At 58.6% G+C, this 18,935-nt stretch carries 12 protein-coding genes; 6 read left to right on the top strand and 6 right to left on the bottom strand.

Going from position 1 to position 18,935, the window contains the following annotated elements; translation table 11 throughout:
* Positions 1-9: 9 nt before the first annotated feature.
* The 3 genes from ACEN9H_RS18685 to ACEN9H_RS18675 form a co-directional block, all read right to left on the bottom strand.
* Positions 10-2,946, bottom strand: coding sequence for a TonB-dependent receptor (locus ACEN9H_RS18685; RefSeq protein ID WP_413671609.1), 2,937 nt, complete (start codon positions 2,944-2,946; stop codon positions 10-12).
* A gap of 127 nt (positions 2,947-3,073) precedes the next feature.
* Positions 3,074-4,414 (bottom strand): enolase C-terminal domain-like protein, encoded by a 1,341-nt coding sequence (locus ACEN9H_RS18680; protein ID WP_413671608.1) that lies wholly within the window; start codon positions 4,412-4,414, stop codon positions 3,074-3,076.
* Positions 4,415-4,531: 117 nt separating this feature from the next.
* Complete coding sequence (locus ACEN9H_RS18675) at positions 4,532-5,419, bottom strand: LysR family transcriptional regulator (protein ID WP_413671607.1); 888 nt, start codon at positions 5,417-5,419, stop codon at positions 4,532-4,534.
* Positions 5,420-5,834: 415 nt separating this feature from the next.
* Between ACEN9H_RS18675 and ACEN9H_RS18670 the strand changes: the two genes are divergently transcribed.
* Positions 5,835-6,974, top strand: a complete 1,140-nt coding sequence (locus ACEN9H_RS18670; RefSeq protein WP_413671606.1) for a LacI family DNA-binding transcriptional regulator — start codon at positions 5,835-5,837, stop codon at positions 6,972-6,974.
* Here the strand turns inward: ACEN9H_RS18670 and ACEN9H_RS18665 are convergent.
* The 3 genes from ACEN9H_RS18665 to ACEN9H_RS18655 all read right to left on the bottom strand — a co-directional run bounded on the left by ACEN9H_RS18665 (position 6,971) and on the right by ACEN9H_RS18655 (position 12,643).
* On the bottom strand, positions 6,971-10,111 hold the full coding sequence (locus ACEN9H_RS18665) for a TonB-dependent receptor (protein WP_413671605.1): 3,141 nt from the start codon (positions 10,109-10,111) through the stop codon (positions 6,971-6,973). The genes ACEN9H_RS18670 and ACEN9H_RS18665 overlap by 4 nt on opposite strands.
* Before the next feature lie 450 nt (positions 10,112-10,561).
* Positions 10,562-11,656, bottom strand: a complete 1,095-nt coding sequence (locus tag ACEN9H_RS18660; protein ID WP_413671604.1) for a porin — start codon at positions 11,654-11,656, stop codon at positions 10,562-10,564.
* Positions 11,657-11,830: 174 nt separating this feature from the next.
* A complete protein-coding gene (locus ACEN9H_RS18655; protein ID WP_413671603.1) occupies positions 11,831-12,643 on the bottom strand; it encodes an EAL domain-containing protein in 813 nt (270 codons plus the stop codon).
* A gap of 220 nt (positions 12,644-12,863) precedes the next feature.
* Between ACEN9H_RS18655 and ACEN9H_RS18650 the strand changes: the two genes are divergently transcribed.
* The 5 genes from ACEN9H_RS18650 to ACEN9H_RS18630 all read left to right on the top strand — a co-directional run bounded on the left by ACEN9H_RS18650 (position 12,864) and on the right by ACEN9H_RS18630 (position 18,693).
* Complete coding sequence (locus tag ACEN9H_RS18650) at positions 12,864-14,795, top strand: helix-turn-helix domain-containing protein (protein ID WP_413671602.1); 1,932 nt, start codon at positions 12,864-12,866, stop codon at positions 14,793-14,795.
* 165 nt (positions 14,796-14,960) lie between these two features.
* A complete protein-coding gene (locus ACEN9H_RS18645; RefSeq protein WP_413671601.1) occupies positions 14,961-16,043 on the top strand; it encodes an SMP-30/gluconolactonase/LRE family protein in 1,083 nt (360 codons plus the stop codon).
* Positions 16,044-16,100: 57 nt separating this feature from the next.
* Positions 16,101-16,469 (top strand): 4-carboxymuconolactone decarboxylase, encoded by a 369-nt coding sequence (gene pcaC, locus ACEN9H_RS18640; protein ID WP_413671600.1) that lies wholly within the window; start codon positions 16,101-16,103, stop codon positions 16,467-16,469.
* 114 nt (positions 16,470-16,583) lie between these two features.
* On the top strand, positions 16,584-18,200 hold the full coding sequence (locus ACEN9H_RS18635; RefSeq protein ID WP_413671599.1) for a methyl-accepting chemotaxis protein: 1,617 nt from the start codon (positions 16,584-16,586) through the stop codon (positions 18,198-18,200).
* 277 nt (positions 18,201-18,477) lie between these two features.
* Entirely contained in the window at positions 18,478-18,693 is a 216-nt protein-coding gene (locus ACEN9H_RS18630) for a hypothetical protein (protein ID WP_413671598.1), read from the top strand.
* The last annotated feature ends 242 nt before the right edge of the window (positions 18,694-18,935 follow it).

Here is an 18,935-nt window from a genome sequence, read left to right as displayed (position 1 = left end):
GCATGGTGATCAGAACTTCATGCGCAATCCGACGGCCAGCGTACGTCCCGGCTTGTAGCTGGTGAACGTCGCGTTCGGGTACTGGAAGTAGGCACGGCGGGTCGTGTTCGTCAGGTTCACGACGTCGAGCGTCAGCGTGGGATAGTTGTCACGGTCCATGATTTCCGCCAGGTCGACCTGCGACGAGAAGTCGAGCTGTTTGAAATCATCGCCGAACAAGGCGGCGTTCGTGATGCCGTTCTGGTTCGGGCCGGAATTCTGGCTGCCCTGCGAATACGTGTGCGACAGGCGTGCCAGCAAACCATGGTTTTCGTAGTAGACCTGGAAGTTGTTGCTCTTCTTCGGCACACCCAGTGCGACGAAGCCGGCCGAGCCTTCACCGCTCGCCTTCTGGTTGATCATGGTGAGCGTTTCCGAGAAACCGAAACCGCGCCACGGGAGCAGCTTGTCGAGCGGCTGCACCCAGCCCAGCTCGAGTCCTTGCACCTTCAGCAGGCCCGACGCGTTGCGCTGCGACGTCGTGACGATCGTCGCGGCGTTCTGGCCGCCGCGCGCATCGAGCGAGCCCTGCTGGGTCGGCGTCAGGTTGTTGTACGTGATGCCGTAGGCGGCCAGGGCGCTGAACGGCACCGTCACGTTCTGGTTCAACGTGAAGCCATTCAGGTTTTTCTGGAAGACCGTGGCCGACAGATAGCCTTCGCGCCCCATGTAGTATTCGACGCCGACATCGAAGTTATCCGAGATGTACGGTTTCAGATCCGGGCTGCCCAGCGTCGCGGTATCGGCCGACGGCGACGAGAAGTTGATGCCGGGGCGCAGCGCATCCGGGTTCGCACGGGTCATGCTGCGCGATACCGACGCGCGCAGCACGAGGTTCTTCGCGAGGTCGTACGCCAGGCTGGCCGAGGGCAGCGTATTGTTGTAGGTCTTGTCGATATAGACCCACTGGCTGATGTTCGGGAACGGCGTGCTCCCCGCCGGCAGGGTCGCGTTGCGCGGGTCCACCGTGGAGTTGTAGGCGCCGACATTCTGCTTGGTACGCACGTAGCGCACACCCGCGTCGTAACGCAGCGAACGCTCGAACACGGGCACCGTACCGTCGACCTGGAGGAACAGGCCGGTGGTCTTTTCGTCGATATAACCCGTGCTGGCGCCCGTGTTGGAGGAGCCCGCGACGGGCGCGGACTGCAGCAGTGCATCGTAACCGGTGGCGGCCGCAAAGCGGTTGAAGTCGACCGACAGCAGGTTGTCCGGACCCTGGACCAGGTAGTTGGCAATGCCCAGGCCGAGCGAACCGGGGCCCTGGCAATTGGCCGAGTTGGCGCAGACCAGGTTTTGCCATGCCGTCGTGTTGTCGCGTGCGGTAATGCGGCGCATGATGTCGTCATATGCGAAGCCGCCCTTGATGCTGAACGCCTTGTCGCCCCACGTCAGGGACGACCGCACGCCTTGCGTCTTGGTCATGCGCTCTTCGGCATTGATGCTGACGCGGCCGCCTTGCGAGGTATTGAGAACCCAACTGGCCGGATCATAGGTGTCGACGTTGCTGGTAATGCTCGGGAGCGCGCCGTTCTGATAATCGATGGTCGTGCCCGAATTCTGTGCCGTGACGGGACCGACGGTGGGCGACTGGCGCGTGAAGGTCGAGCGCGTGTAGTTCACCTGGCCGTCCATCTTCAGTTTGTCGGACAGGTTCCACTCGAAGCCGGGGTTCACGCCGATCAGGCGCACACGTTCGTTATAGGGACGATACTCGAGGAAGTACTGGGCATTGGCGAACGTGCCGCTCTCCACCACGCAGCCATTGGCGCAGTCGCCACCCGACACTTTCATGTTGAGCGGAATGACGGCGCCGTTGCGGCCGACCCAGGAGGTGTCCGTGCGCTCCAGCGTATTGTGTTTTTCGCTGAACATCGAGTCGACATAGAAGTGCAGGCTGTCGCTCGGGCGGTATTCGCCGGAAAGGACGGCGGTGATCTTGCCCTTGTCGCCGTACTCGGCCATGCTGCGTCCCAGGCGCGGAATCAGGGCGTTATCGATTTGCTGGATGGTCAGGCCTGGGTTATGGGCGAGCAGGAACGCCTGGTCGATGGGGGCGCCCGGCGTCAATCCGTTACCCGCATTGGACGGTACGGTGGCCGGAATCGTGAAGTTGCCGCCGCCGGTATTGTTGCGCGTCGAGCTGTTGTTTTGTGCGGCCGAGAGATTCGGGTTCGTGTAGCCGATGGTCTCGTAGCCCGTCGTATGGACCTTGGTGCTGCCCCAGGCAATGCCACCCAGCAGGCCCCAGGTGTTGTTCCAGGTGCGGCTCGATACCAGCGAACCCCGGTTGCCCCATTTACCCGCCACCTGGCTGCGCGTGCCGACGACGTTGAACGAATTGAAGTCGCCCTTGTGGTCGAACGGGCGCGCGCTGCGCATGTCGACGACGCCGGCAGCGCCGCCTTCGAGCATCGACGCCGTCGGGCTCTTGCTGACAGTGAGCTTGGTGAACAGGTCCGTCGGCAGCAGGTCGAGGTCGACCTCACGGTTCGAACTCTGGGCGTCGGTCGTGCCGGTCGACGCAACGGCGACGGGCGCGCCGTTCAACAGCACTTTCGTGAAGCTCGTGCCGAGACCGCGGATCTGGACGTTGACGCCTTCGCCCGTGATTTCACGCGTTACCTGGACGCCCGGGATGCGATTCAGCGATTCGGCGATATTCGTGTCGGGGAACTTGCCGATGTCTTCGGCGAAGATGGAGTCCTGGAAGCCGGTGGCTTCGCGCTTGTCGCGCGCGGAGGAGGCCAGCGAGGCGCGGTAACCCGTCACGGTCACCGTCTGGGGCGCCGTCGGCGCCGCTTCCTGGGCATAGGCGGTGGACACCATGCTTGCCAGGATGGTGAGTTGCAGGATGCGGGTGCCCGTATGGGCGTTGTGTCGTGAACGATTCTTGCTGCTGTTCATAGAGTCTCCAAAGTTTATTTTTATGAACGAATAAAAAATACAAATGCTGGCGGCGACGCGTGATAACGCAACCGTTCGATTCGCGGCATGCGGAACGTGGGTTGAGGATCGCCGGCGCTTGCTGGAATCAACGCAACATGCAGGGGCGCTTGTTATCGAATTTCCAGCCGGGGATCAGGAATTGCATTGCGGCCGCATCGTCGCGGACTCCCGTCCCCAGGTTCTTGTAATCCTGATGGGCTTTTTCAAGCTCGACCATATCGATGTCGATGCCGAGCCCCGGTTTTTGCGGCAGCCGTACCGCGCCTCCCTCGATCTTCAGGGGTGTCTTCGTCAGGCGTTGGCCGTCCTGCCAGATCCAGTGTGTGTCGATCGCGGTGACCTTGCCAGGGGCGGCTGCGCCCACATGGGTGAACATCGCGAGCGAAATATCGAAATGATTGTTCGAGTGCGATCCCCAGGTCAGTCCGAACATCTGGCATAACTGGGCGACACGAACGGATCCCTGCATCGTCCAGAAATGGGGATCCGCCAGCGGGATATCGACGGACTGCAGCTGGATCGAATGCGCCATCTGGCGGAAATCGGTCGCGATCATGTTGGTCGCGGTCGGCAGACCCGTCGCGCGCCGGAATTCCGCCATGACTTCACGTCCCGAAAAGCCGTTCTCGGCGCCGCACGGATCCTCGGCATAGGCGAGCACGTTGCCCTGGTCGCGGCAGACCCGGATGGCCTCGCTCAGCGACCAGGCCCCGTTCGGGTCGAGCGTGACGCGGGCATCTGGAAACCGTTCATGCAAGGCGATCGCGGCGTCCATCTCTTCGTTGGCGGAAAACACACCGCCCTTGAGCTTGAAATCATTGAAGCCATAGCGGGCATGGGCCGCCTCTGCAAGCTTCACGACTGCGTCGGGGGTCAGGGCCGGCTGGTTACGCAGACGCAGCCAGGCATCCTCGCCATCGGGCTCCGAGCGGTAACCCAGCGTTGTCCGGTCACGGTCGCCGATGTAGAACAGGTAGCCGAGCATGTCGACGGCGTCACGTTGGATGCCTTCCCCGAGCAGGGCGGCCACCGGAACCCCCATGAATTGGCCCAGCAAATCCAATAGCGCCGATTCGACGCCCGTTACCGCATGGATGGCCGTGCGCAGATCATAGGTCTGCGTGCCCCTGCCGCCGGCATCGCGGTCCGCGAATGCTGCCCGCATCGCGCCCAGCACGCTGTTGTACTCGCCAAGCGATTTGCCGACCACGAGCGGGCGCGCATCGTCGATCGTGCGGCGGATGTTCTCACCGCCCGGTACCTCCCCGAGGCCCGTATTGCCGCTACTGTCGGTCAGGATGATGACGTTCCGTGTGAACCAGGGGCCATGGGCGCCGCTCAGGTTCAGCAACATACTGTCCTTGCCGGCAACAGGTACGACGCGCAGATCGGTTACGACGGGAGCATTCTTGACGGCACTATTCATGAGTAAGCTGGAAGTTTTCGATAACGTTGACAAGCTGAAACGATCTTATACTTCTAACTTATTCTGTCCAAATCAATCAATGACTTGATTGATCCACTAATTGAATGGTGGCCGCGGCTATTCATCCTCTCCAAACGATGGCAAGACTTCTTCCAGAAAAAGACCGAGTGCGGGATTGTCGTTGTCCCGCCGCCAGACGCCGATCGTTTCGACAGGCTCCGTTTGTATCCGAAGAAAAGCAACGTTATTGAATTGCAGGCTCGTTGCGCTTTCGGCGATCAATGCGGCGCCAAGTCCGGCTCGCACGAGCGCCAGCATCGTGTGGACCTGGCCGACATGCTCGACGATGTCCGGAATCACGCCTGCTTTTTGAAAGCGGGCGTTGAGCATGTGATAAAACGGCCTGGCTTCCTGTGGTGAATACATGACGAAAGGTTTTCCGTGAATGCAATCGAGGGTCGGCTCTTTTGGCCATTCATCAATGGTTTCCGCAGGCACGGCCAACATGAGAGGTTCGCTGAGCAGCACCTTGCTTTCAAGTTCGTTATTCAAAAGGTGAGGGCGCATCAGGCCAATGTCCAATTGTCTGGCATTCAACGCTTCGACCTGGCTTGTACTGACCAGTTCTTTGAGCGAAAGCGCAATGCCGGGACGGAAACTCCGTAATCGGCGTACCACTTCAGGAAGCAGGCTATATCCGGAAGCGGAAGTGAATCCGATCGTCAGCGCCCCTTGCTCGCCCTTTGCGACACGACGCGCTTTAAGAGAGGCCTGCTCCGAGAAGCGCAAAATCTGCGTTGCCTCGGGTAAAAACGCCTTTCCGGCGGCGGTAAGGCGTACTACTCTGCTATTTCGTTCGAGAAGTTGCGCGCCAACGTGGTGTTCCAAAAGCCTGATTTGGCGACTGAGGGGAGGTTGAGTCATATTCAACCTTTCCGCGGCACGGCTGAAATGTAATTCCTCGGCCACGGCAACGAAGCAACGGAGCTGACTTAATTCGAACATCGATTTATTCCTTAAATCATGAGTCAGCCGACATGAAGATTGGCAAGCTTGTCTATTTTGGTTCCTCCAAGAAAGGCCTGCCGTACGCGGGCACGGTGTACCGGTTGGCGTATTAAAAAAAACAGATCGGGCCAGGGGGAATACCGTTTGGTCCGATCATAATTAGGGTAGTGCAGTTATCAATACTAATCCATGCATTTATTGTATTGTGAAATACAATAATGGTATTTTTTGTGCAGATTTTCTGCAAGGTACTGCGCCGATCCCGACCCGTCCATTGAGCAGTCCGATACGGGATTTCACTCCATTCATTCGTTGTATCGACAAGAATACGATTTGAATCAGGTTATTCGGTGCGTTGCTGTAATATGGTTTGGTAACTCAGTTTCTCGTCTCCTCTCGCCCGGAATCGGGTATGAATGCCCTGTTCGCTGAAAGGCAGACAGGGCATTTTTTTGACATATCGTTGCTTGTGGTAGCGCGCAGAGCCCCACGAAACGTCCCTGGGTTCGAAACCATGAAGAAATATCGGATCGACGATACGTGCCGAAGTTTTGAACGCGGCGGAATTCCCACGCTTGCCGACGTCGCGAGATTCGCTGGCGTCTCTGTCATGAGCGTATGGAGAACCATGAACGGGGAGTCGGCAGTGAGTGAGCGTACGCGGCGCAAGGTCGCCGCTGCGCTTGAGGCACTGCACTACGCGCCGAATGATCAGGCGCGCATTCTGGCCGGTTCCAGAACTGTCCGGATCGGTGTCGTTCACAACCAGGATTCCCGTTTCCTGAGCGAATTTCTGCTGAATCTCCTTGATCAATCTGTCGTCAATAATGTGAATCTGGTCGTCACCAAAGACATACGGGTCGACGGAATGATCTTCTTGCCATCACCCTACACGGAAGATATGGTAACAAGTGCCTTCCGCGAATTGGACATTCCAACCGTAGTGGTTGGCTCCGCATTTACCGACGAGCATGTCAGCGCCGTTTATGGCGACGATCGCGAGGCGGCATACAAAATGACAAGCCACTTGATTCGTCTCGGCCATCATCGTATCGGCTTCATTTCCGGCGCCAGGGATAATATTGTCGGCTTACGTCGCCTGGAAGGATATCGTCTTGCCATCAGCGAAAACGGGGCGGATGTGTCGGATCATCTGGTTGTGTCCGGCGACTTCACTTACCGATCAGGCCTGGATGCGGCGCAACGATTACTCGATTTATCGGAACGTCCAACGGCGATTTTCGCGAGCAGCGACAACATGGCTGCTGCGGCAGTCGCGGTCGCGTTTCGTCGCGGCTTGAATGTCCCCAGCGATTTGACTGTTACGGGTTTTGGCAACACCACGATCGCCACATCGAACTGGCCCGAACTGACGACGCTAGCATATCCAATTGCCGACATGGCGGGCCTGGCGATACATGCGCTTCTTCGGCACGTGCGGGCGGTGCGCGAGGGACGGGCTCCGGGTGTAGAGCGATCCAGTATGAGCCTTGACATCGTGCGGAGACAGTCGGACGCCGCCCCGCGACTGCGGGGCGGTAGAACGTGTTAGAAGGTACTACGCAGTGACAGCGTATAGCTGCGGCCAGGGATATTCTGGTTGAACACGGCGCCGTTGAATTGCGTGTAGGTCTGGCTGATCGCGTTGTTCACGTTCCATACACTCAACGTCAGGTCGGTGTTGTAACCGAAACCAAATACCTTCTGCAGGTTCATGCCCGCGGACAAGTCCACTTGTTGGCGCCCCGTACTGTAGGCATAGGCGCCTCCCGGTACCGTCAGGCCGGTGTTGACGTTGACGACGGTCGATGCCTGGTACTGGCGCGTCACGCGCATGTTCACACCGTTACGTTCGTAATACACGGTCAGGTTGTTGGTGCGTGGCGGCACACCAGAGACGGGCGGCGCATTCGGGGTCTCGTCTTTCTGTTTGGTGTAGGTAAAGTTACCGGTAAAGCCGAAGCCTTTCACCGGCAACATATCCAGTGCCTGCTGCCAGGTGAGCTCGAGACCCCGAATCTTCAGCTTCGTTGCGATGTTGTAGGGCTCGGTGATCTCGACCAGATGCTTGTCCGGACCACCGCTCGCATCGACGGATTGCTGTTGCGCTGCCGTCAGGCCGACCGTGCCATAGATCTGGTTCAGCTGGGCGAGCGAGTACTGCACGATATGCGTACCGGGACGGTCCACGATGTCCTTCGCAAACGCGCCCAAGGCAACATAGGAGTCGCGCGACATATAGTATTCCAGACCCAGATCCAGGTTATTGGCCTGGAACGGTTTGAGATCCGGATTGGTGATGCTGCCCTGGCGCGCCCCCTGGTCGCCGATGGAGAGCCTGGTCTGGCGCAGGTCGGCGGGATTCGCCCGCGTCATCGATTTCGACGCCGCAATCCGGGCAATCATCTTCGGCGTGATGTTATAGGCGAGCGTCGCCGACGGCAGCAGGTTGTGGTAAGTCACGGTTTCGTACGACCAGGTTGCAACGGATGGATAGAGGCCGCCGTTTTGCAGCGTCGCGTTGCGAGGATCGGCAGTGGCCGCGAGGTCGCCGATCGTTTGTCTCGTACGGGCATAGCGGACGCCGGCGTTGAAGCGCAGGGTACGGCCATACACGTTCAGTCGGCCATTCGTTTCGGCATAGGCGCCACCCACCGCTTCACGGATGTAGCCGCCACTGCCGCTAAAGAAGCCCTTGTAAATATTGTCGCGGAAATATTGGTAATTGGTGTCTTTGGCGAACTTGTTCCAGTCCAGGGTGATGAAACCATGGTCCGTCGGCTGCAGGTAATTTGCCAGTGCACCATTCGGGACGAGAGAGCCGAGGTACGCCAGCGGCGTGGTCTGGCCGGCTGAGGAGCCCGTACCGTAGCCCGGATACGCGGTGGCGGCATTCGTCATCGGCCCAGGGGCATACCGTCCGTCGCAACCGGGGTTCTGGATCTGGGTGTTGGGACCGAAGAACGTATAGTTGAGGTTGTTGCCGCAAGTAACGTTGGCCCACGCATCGGCGACCGTATAGCTGCGGTAACGCCGCTCGATATCGTCATACGTGCCGCCGACCTTGATACTGAAGTCGTCGTCACCCCATTTGACGTTCAGGCGCGTGCCGCGGGTCGAATTGCTGCGTTCGTACAAATCCATGACCAGGCCCGACATGCCCTGGCCGGCCTGGTACCAGCCGAAGTTGCTTGGGTCGTTGGGATTCAGGTTGCCCGTGAACGTAGGCGGCTGACCCGGTGTGGTGTTGTCGTAGGTAATGACGGACGGTGCGGCCATCGTCGCAACCTTAACCTGCGGCATGTCACGGGAAAACTTGCTCAGCGTGTAGTTGAATGCGCCGTCGATCGTCCACTTGTCGCTCGGGCGCCATTCGAAGCCGGGGTTAAGGCTACGGAACTTGGTCTTGTCGATATCCGGACGGTATTCCAGTCCCCAGAACGTGTTGGCCAGGGTCGCTTTCGTAATGACGCAGCCGATCGTGCAATCGCTGCGGTCGAATTCCATGCCGATGGGGATAGGCGTGTTTGCGCGGGTACCCACGTTCATTGCCTGCCATTCCATCTCATTCCGCTTCTGCGCGAACACCGTGTCGAAGTAAAGGTTCCAGTCTTCGTTCGGCTGCCATTGAACGCTGATCACTTCGCCCGCGCGGCGGCGTTGGCCTTCGAATACCTGGTGCCGGCCCAGGCGGCCCATCAGTCCATTGTCGATCTGCTGGATGGTCGCACCCGGGTTGAGCGCCAATAACATCGCCCGGTCGATCGTCGCGCCAGGGACGAGGACCGAACGGGCGTAATCCGGCAACAGGTTCAAAGGCAGGCCTGCCGGTACCTTGTCCGGTGTCGATTGCGATCCGCCCCCCGTGCTGTTCGGATTGTCCGAGGCATTGGCCTGGAACGATTTCAACTGGAGATTCCGCATGTCGACCGTGTCAAATGCGTCGGTACGGTACTTGGTCATGCCCCAGGCCACGCCGCCCAGGATCCCGAATTTGCCGAACCTGCTGGTGTTCCACGTATTGCTGATCAGGGCCGAACCCGTCGTACCCGGCTTCTTGTCCCTGTCGCGGTAGTTGCCGCTGAGCGTAAAGGCCGACCGGAAGCCGGCTTTATCGAATGGCCGGACGCTGCGCATGTCCACGGTGCCGGCGATGCCGCCCTCGATGACGCTGGCTTGCTGGCTCTTGTACACCGTCGCGCTGCGGAACAGCTCCGACGGAAGAAAGTCCATGTCGACTTCGCGGTTGGCGCTGATATTGCCGCCCCAGCTGCCCGCCGACGCGGACGCCATCGGCGCACCGTTCAGCAGCACCCGGGTAAAGGCCGGGCCCATGCCGCGGATCGAGACGTTCATGCCCTCGCCATCGATCGACGCCCGCGTGACCGTCACACCGGGTACGCGCGACAACGCGTCTGCGATGTTCGGATCGGGGAACTTGCCCATGTCTTCCGAAAACACGGTATCGCTCAGGCCGATGTTTTCGCGCTTTTCGTTCGCGGACAGGGCCAGCGAACTGCGATAACCCGTCACGGTGACTTTCTCGACATTCTCCTTGCCGGCGGTTTTATCCGATTCGGACGCGGATTGTGCGTAGGCGTTTGAAATGAGTGCCGCCAGCATCGTGAGCGTAAAAACGCTGGATCCGGCTCGACGGCGGGAATGGCATGGTGTCTTATGGTTTTTCAAGCTTATCTCCGTTTATTGAATATTTTTTTGTTCCGGCGGAATAGAGCGTGTTCGCGCCGGCGCCATATAACGGTATCTTTTCGCTTTAATAAAATGCCAATCCTAATTTTGATTCAGTCAATACAATATTTGAATCTGCAGGCGTTACGCCCTGTAAGGACGCGAGGAGGGCGCTCGCTATCAAAAAATGTTGTGCGCTAACATGCAACACTCGTCATTGCGATTTGTCAGCGAATTCCCACACTCTCACAGGTGATGATCTCGAATCAATACATATATTGAATCGCACGGATACCAATCGTAGATAGATCTGTGCGTTCTGATCCGGGATGATTGTTAGCTTTCGGGGGCAATGTTATAGAGTGTTTGAGATTGGATGCACCCAGGCACACTGATTTGAGGCGATATCCTCGCCTCGGCCCAGCGTGTTGAATCGGCAGCGGATCTAAATCAAAAGTTATGACGGATGCCGATTTCCCCGCCAGTGCTTCTTCCGCCCGCGACGGTATTCGACGAAAAAGATCCGATATCTTCGATATTCAATCGCCCTTGTCCGTGGTTGCTCAACCGTGCGATTGCCGCGTAAAGCGCCGTGCGTTTGGAAAGGTTGTGTACATAGCCTGCTGCAAAACCATGTGCTCCGTACACGCCTGCAGACTTTGCGGCATTGTCTGAACGCGATGTCACAGCGGAAATCCAGGCATGGTCGTTCTGCACTGGAATTACCGCGGCAATACTTGCCCGCGATTCGCGCAGATTGACAAATTTGTCGGTATCGGCCCACAACATCACCTTCACGACCTTGAAGTCGTAGCTCATGCCTGCATTGGCCTGGGTCCACTTTCCTGTCGACGATATAGCGCGGGTATTCGACGTGATATCGGTTTGCGCGAGCGCGCCGGCGATCTCGAACGGACCGCCTGCATACCCCAGCCGGCCACTCACGGAGCGGCCGATCGTGGTGCCGCACACTGTATTGCCATTGCAGCCATTTCCACCTTCGCCTGCGGACACCTGGAAGGATCCATACATGCCGCCAAGTCCACCCGGCGTCGAATAGGTGATCGCATTCGTAGTCCAGTAGTAGTTCGGTACCAGCCCCTGGTTGAGCAGATTGGAATAGTGCGACACATTGCCCACGCCAAGGTTGTAAGTCGGGTCGAACGAGTACATGTTCACGTAGTTCGGCGACCAGTCGCGACCGAGATGCACTTCGCCGAAGCTGCCGTTCAGTCCGACCCAGGCACTCCGGTTAAAGAATGGCACACCGAATGCACCGGTCGCAGATTGCCCGGTGTCCGGTGCAAATGCGCCTTCGAGGAGGAAGATTGCGTTCATGCCGCCGCCCAGGTCTTCCGTGCCGCGGACGCCGAACAGTGATGGAGAATTACCGAACGTACCCACCGAAGTGGCCGAGCCGCTTCCAGAATATTGAATGTGGCGAATCGCAACATCGACTGCGCCGAAAAACGTGGTCGACGATTCCGCAAAAGCGGGTGCAACGCACAAACCGAACAAGGCCATCCCCATGAATTTCTTTTTCATTATTGTCTCCCAAAATATGTTGGTTTAATTATCTGCAATGTGGATTCGCGATTTCCACGAATATTGAACGCGCATGCCTCCGAAAGAAAATGAGGGTGCAATCAGGCACCCGAGATGCCTGGCAAAATGAACAATGTGTAATCGGGATGAATTGGCCGGCAACAAACAGGGCCTTCAGGCTGCGATCTGCAGTGCCTCGTTGCGAACTTTCCGGCGCTCGACGTTTCTCATGGCAGCATCGATATTTCTCATTGCGGCGCTAAAATAAAATCCCTGGCCGATGTTGCAACCGAGGCTCAGAACAAAATCAAGCTGCTTCTTCGTTTCAATTCCTTCGGCGACAGTGCTCAAGTGCATTTTTCTGGCTAACTGCACAATGGTCTCCAGAATTCCGGTGAGTTTTCCGTCTTCGGCAATCCCGGCGATGAAGATGCGATCGATCTTCAACTCAGTAAAAGGCAGCTTGCTCAGCAATTTCAGAGAGGAGTAACCAGTGCCGAAATCGTCGATCGAAATGCGAAAGCCTCTATCGCGCAAGATGCTGAGCGACGCCAGGACTGAGGAAAAATTTTCTGGAAAGCTGGTCTCGGTAACTTCAATGGTGATTCGATCAAACGGTATGCCGTGCTCGTCCACGACTGAACAAATGCGGCTCGCGAAACGGGGGTGTTGCAAGGTGGCCGACGAAAAGTTCATGGCCATTCCCACCCCATCCATGAGCTTGTTGTTGCGGGCACTGAGCAGCGATTGCCGAAAGACGCTATCGGTAAATTCGTCGATCAAACCCGCCTGTTCAATCAGGCTCATGAATTGTCCGGGTGGCAGAATGCCCAGGTCAGGATGGATCCATCGGGCCAGGATCTCCACGCAGGATGCAGTGCCGGTAACAAGGTCGATCTTTGGCTGGAAGAAAGGGATGAATTCATTACGGCGAATTGCCCTGGCCATGTCATCCCTGGACCATTTGGGTTTCCGCTGGTTTTCCATGATGTCTCCTGTACGACTGACGCATGCTTGTTGGATGCTAGTGTCCCCAAATCGCCTTTGAAAAACTATGTGCAACTGAACACATTCAATGGGCTGGAAGTGTGCAGATATGACATGGCTGGTCGCAGTGGGATAAACTAAAGTCCACGCGACTACGGTGCCAGCGGTTGGCGGGCACCATTCGGACTACGCTTCCCTAAGGTTTCTCTTAAATATGAAAATGTCCCCGGACCTCGCTACCGAACTGATAACGTTGCTGCACCGCAATGCGCCGGTCGAGGAATTTTCGGCACACCTCGCGCGTGCGGAGGCCTTGGGCAAAGAAGACGAAGGGGATGCCGGATCGATTGAAGTTGCCCGGATGGCATTGGCGGTCAAGAACCGGTTCGACCTGCACCAGTTAAGCGAGCAAGGCATGCTGGCGATGTTCGAATCGGCCAAGGATCTGACCAGCCGTCTCGACGTGGGAAGCCTGCTGGGCGCCATCGTCACTCGTGCGAGGAACCTGCTCGGTTCGCATGTCGCCTGGCTCACTGTGTATGACGCCGACAAGGACGAGTTCCAGGTATTGGCGTCGGACGGCGCGATTTCGTTCAATACGACGACAATGAAAGTCAGCCGGCGGCTGGGCATTGCCAGCGTGGTGATGTCGACGCGTCTGCCTTTTTATACGCCCAACTATTTGCTCGACAAGCGCTTCCCGCACGATCCGGTGATCGACGACACCTTTCGCGACGAGGGGATCGCGGGACTGGCCGGCGTGCCGCTTCTGTTCGATGAAAAAGTCCTCGGCCTGCTGTTTATCGCCGACCGCTACGACCGCACTTACACGGCCCTGAACATTGCCATCCTCAGCACGCTCGCCACGCATGCGGCGGTGGCAATCAACAATGCGCGGGCATTCAAGCAGGCCAACGAAGCGTTCCAGCGCGCGGACCAGGCACGCGCCGAACTCGAGCACCATGTGCGTGAGATCCAGAATGCCGCCGAAGCGCACGAGCAATTGACGTCGTCGCTGGCGAAAGGGGCATCGCTGGACACGTTATCGGGGACGATCGCCCAGCTTCTCAATGGCGGCGTCGTGGTGCTGAATGAGGCATTCCAGGTCATCAGCCATGCCGCAGCGCCCGGCTATGACGGCAAGCTGGCAAGTACCTACACGCCGCACGGCGCCATCAGCGCGGACATCACGAATGCCATACGCAATAGCCGGCAAGGCGGTCGTTCGGTCGTTGCGTATGAAGGCGATGGCGAATTGTGCCGCGCGATCGCCGTTATCGGCGGAAATGACCTGCTCGGTGCAGTGCTCCTGTTTCGCAAAGAGGACCTCGGCGAGATACGGGTGCGTACCTTCGAACGCAGTTCGAGCATCATCGGGATCGTGCTGCTGTCGCAGGAACGCATGGAGGCCGGCAAAAGCCGTGGTGTGTCGACGCTGGTGCGTTCGCTGACGTCAGGCAGTCACCGCGATGACATGGCCTCGACCTGGGAGCTGGCGAAGCGGTTCGGGCTCGACTTGTCGCAACCCGTGTCGTTGATACTCGTGGAGACGGAAGGCTTGAGACCGGACTCGCTGGCGCGGCGTTTGCGCGCCGGCTCGGCCCTTTCCGAACTCGTACTGGATGAGATCGATGGCACGCTGGCGTTGATCGTATCGACAACGAAAGTACAGCACACATTGACTGAATTCACAGCCATTGCCAAACGTGAATTCGTCGACAGCTTCAGCGGCATTCTCTCGCGGCCCATCCTGTCGCCCGCGGAAATCCCGGCGTCCTGCACGGTAATGCGGCGCGGACTGGCGGTGCTGCGACGGCTGGGCGTGAAGAACCAGATCCTCGATCAAAACGAGCTGGCGCTGTACTCGGTGATTTTCGAAACCCATGACGAGACCAGTTTGAAGGCCTTTCTCCAGAAGACGATCGGCCCGCTGATTGCCTACGACGAAAAGCGCAATACGCAACTGGCAGAGACCCTGCTGTGCTACATGGACAGCAACCAGAACGCCAGGACGACCGCGACGCGCATGGACATCCATGTGAATACTGTCCGACAGCGCTTGAGCAGTATCGAGGAGATGCTCGGCTACTGGGGCAATCCCACGCGCGCGCTTGAAATCCACGTTGCCTTGCGGCTGTGGCGGCTCACCTGAAAAGTAACTCTATGCCATAAGAATCACGTATTTATGGCTCATCCGCACATTGTTCCGTCTCCGGTCGCCTCACATACTGTCTGTGCACGGACTGCCAACGCATCATGGCTTCCGTCCACGGGAAAACGCCAAGAGTGAGACTCACCCACCTGAAGGAGACAATACATGGACCAGGGACATCGAAGCAAAAACGAATTACTTACACCGGCGTCGTCGGGTCGTCGCGCGTGTCTGACCCGGCTTGTCGGGTCGTTGGGCGCCCTCGTGGCGCTTGATAGCGTCGCCGGCACCAAGGCCCCGGATCGCGGGCTTGCTTATACTCCGGATATCCGAGGTCCTTTCCCGATCCCGCAGAACGAGCGCGGGCTGCATACCATCACGGCAACCCCATACTTCAAGGTATCGGACAAGGGGCTGCAACTGGAAGGTGCGTCGTTTGACCGGAAAGGCAACCTCCTCTTTGTCGACGTGTTTGGCGGTACGATTTTTCGCCTGACCCCCGACAAGGTTCTCAGCACCGTGCTGCCACCGAATTCCCTTGGTTCAGCCGGCATTGCCATTCACAAGGATGAGAGGATCTTCGTCTCGGGCCTCGGGAACTTCGTGGATACCGGGAGCATTTTCTGGTTGAATCCGGACGGCTCCGGCCTGACAACCATCGTTCCCGCGAGCGCAGGCTACCTGCCGGACGACCTGGTGTTCGATAAAAACGGCGGCTTTTATTTCACCGACTTCCGGGGCAGTTCGGACAATCCTGTCGGCGGCGTGCATTACGTCTCGCCGGATTTCAAGACGATCACGCCCATACTGAGCCACATGGCGATTGCAAATGGCGTTTGCCTGAGCCCTGACGGAAGCGTCCTCTGGGCCACCGAACTGAGTGCGGGGCGCCTTCATAAAGTCGAGTTGAGCGGACCTACCACGATCGCTCCATTCGGCACGGCGGTACCTTACTATTTCAGCGGTTTTGCGCCCGACTCGATGCGTTCGGACAGTGACGGCAATATCTACGTCGCGATGTATTCGCAGGGACGCGTCCTTGTATTCAATCCGAACGGTATCGCCATTGGCCAGATCCTCCTGCCCAAGCGGGAGACAGGCCACAACATGAGGTCGACCAGCATCGGATTCGTGCCTGGGACGAATGACGTTTTAATCCTTACCAACGACGGTAAAGGTGGCGAGGGGTCATGGATTTTCCATGCGAAGGGCTTTGCAAAAGGCACGAGACTGTATTCCCATCAATAGGACACTGGAGACCAGGCTGAGCATCCTTCGGGTAACTCGTTCGGGTAAGGCAACCTCATGGATCAACAGTATGAGAATGGCTTGCAGGTGCGCGAAGAAGTCATGGGCAAGTCATTTGTGGACGCCGCGCTGTCCAATGCAACCGACTTCACGACGCCGTTGCAGGAATTCATTACTCGGAATGCCTGGGGAACCGTGTGGTGCCGCACCGGGCTCGATAGGAAGACACGAAGCCTGGTCACCGTTGCCATGCTGATTGCGCTCGGGCGCACACATGAACTGAAAGGTCATGTGCGTGGCGCCCTCAATAACGGCGTCACGGCAGAGGAAATACGGGAAGTCCTGCTGCATGCAGCCATCTATTGCGGCGTCCCCATTGCTGCAGATGGTTTTCGCACAGCGGCGGAAATCATCGAGTCAATTTGACGAATACGTTCCGTGCAACTGAAATGCCTCAACGATCTGCAATCGGGTGATCGAGGACGTGTGTACTCCGACCCTACGTCGCCCGGCGATGCAGCTAAATGACGGGTCACTATCATGAAAATTACATTTCGCCAAAAACTCTTCCTTCCTCTATTTCTCAGCTGGATCTGCTTGCTGGCCGGGTTCAGCGTGAATATCTTTCAGAGCCACACGTTGCGTCTCGAGGAACGCAAGATCCAGTTGTCCAATGCCGGCGAGATCGCCGCGTCCATCGCCAAGGAGTACGCAGCCCTCGCCGCCGCGGGCACACTACCTCTCGACGAGGCGAAAAAGGAGGCGCTGGCCCGGATTCGCGCGCTGCGCTACGGCGCCAGTGGCTACATCGTCAGCTACAACGACAACGTCGTGCTGATGCACCCGATTAAGCCGGAATTGAATGGGACGCCGGTCGGACAGAACGTCGATCCGGAAGGGCGCAAGCCGTACGTGGACGGCATTGCCGCCGCGAAGGTGAACGGCGCCGGGTTCATCAGATACGTTTGGGTCAAGCCGGGCTCGCAGAAACCGGAACCCAAGCTGACGTATATCCAGGGGTATCAACCGTGGGGCTGGTACTTCTTGACCGGTCTTTACGTCGACGACCTCGAGCGTGCGTTCGACGCCCAGCTGGTCAGTGCGGCCGCCTGGCTGGTCGTGATCGGCGCGCTGCTCACGGCGCTGGTGTGGATGGTAGTGCGCAGCGTCGAGCGCTCGATCGGCGGCAATCCGGAAGATGCCGTCGCCGTGGCGCAGCGCATCGCGGCCGGCGACCTCGGCATGGAGGTTCCCGTGCGCGTCGGCGACAAGGCGAGCCTGATGGCAGCGATGAAGCGCATGCGCGACGCCCTGGCCGGCATCGTCGCCGACGTGCGCTCGGGGACGGACCTGATCGCCACGGCATCGCGCGAGATCGCCAGCGGCAACCTGGATCTTTCCAGCCGCACGGAAGAACAGGCCAGCTCGCTCGAAGAGACGGCCGCGTCGATGGAGGAATTGACGTCGACCGTGAAGAACAGCGCCGAGAATGCGCGCGAAGCGAGCCGGCTGGCCGATTCCGCCGCCGAGGTGGCGGGCCGCGGCGGCGCCGTCGTCGCGCGCGTGGTCGATACGATGGCGTCGATCAACGAATCGTCGGGCAAGATCGTCGACATCATCGGCGTCATCGACGGCATCGCGTTCCAGACGAATATCCTCGCGCTGAATGCCGCGGTCGAGGCGGCTAGAGCCGGCGAGCAGGGCCGGGGCTTTGCCGTCGTGGCGAGCGAAGTGCGCAACCTGGCCCAGCGTTCCGCCACGGCCGCCAGGGAAATCAAGGCCCTGATCGGCGATTCCGTCGCGCGCGTGGACGACGGCGCGAAGCTCGTGGAGGAGGCGGGCGCGACGATGCAGGAGATCGTCGCGAGCGTGAACAAGGTCAGCACGATGATCGGCGCGATCAGCAGCGCCACGCGGGAGCAGGGCGACGGTATCGAGCACATCAACCAGGCCATCGCCCAGATGGACCAGGTGACCCAGCAGAATGCATCGCTTGTCGAGGAAGCGGCGGCGGCGTCCGAAGCGATGCACGAACAGGCCGCGAAGCTGGCCGAGGTGGTGAGCGTGTTCCGCATGGCCGCGGCAACTGCGCCGGGGCACCGGTCCGCTATCGCGCCGGTGGCGCGTGCGCGCGCCACCCGATCGTTGCCTGCGTAACCTTTCTCGCAACGTGTTCCAGGATAGACGCGCAGTGGCTCGTCTCCTGGTCGCGCTGCGCACGACCTTTCCCGTTTTTCCCGGGCTATTTGTGGCGAGAACTGCAATGAGTCGGCTCGCAATCTTGATATGCACCGCCTGGACCAGCAATGTCATAACCGCACACTTTGAACCCATTGAATGTGTGCAGTCATACATAGTTTTCCAGGAGCGTTTTGAGGACACTAGCATTATCAGCAACCGGAGACAGCCGCTAGGCGGCAAGAGGTGAACCAGCATGATCAGCGACGTGGACATCAGGGATTGGCAACAGTCGGAGCGGGAGGTGGACGGGAGCACTCCTGCCTGCGGATGGTTGTTGGCCGCGGCGCCGTGCCTGCTGGCGGCAGTGGCAAACGATTACATATGGTCGCGTTATTCCGTGGTCGCCCGGGTCATGGGCGAACAGGGCATGGGCGCGCAAGGCAAGCAGCAAAACGCGCCCGTCATCTGAATCATCAATCCACTCGATCATGGACGACGTCAATCAATCACCCAAGGAGCGGATACGGCAATGGATGCAGGATCGTCAACGCCAGCCGTCTCCGCTCCCGCCGCTGGAAAAGATCAGATCGGAACTGTGGCATGCCGTGCCGTCGGTTTGTGAAGAAAGAGCTGAAGTCGTTGAGCAAGGCAACTTGACGTAAGCCGGCTAACTATTGTTGGTCCATAACCCGGGAGCTCCGCGCAGGCGGG

Origin of the sequence: Massilia cellulosiltytica (genome assembly GCF_047325105.1) — a bacterium.
Taxonomy (GTDB): Bacteria; Pseudomonadota; Gammaproteobacteria; order Burkholderiales; family Burkholderiaceae_D; genus Telluria; species Telluria orientalis.
This window is presented reverse-complemented; position numbering and strand designations above follow the sequence as displayed.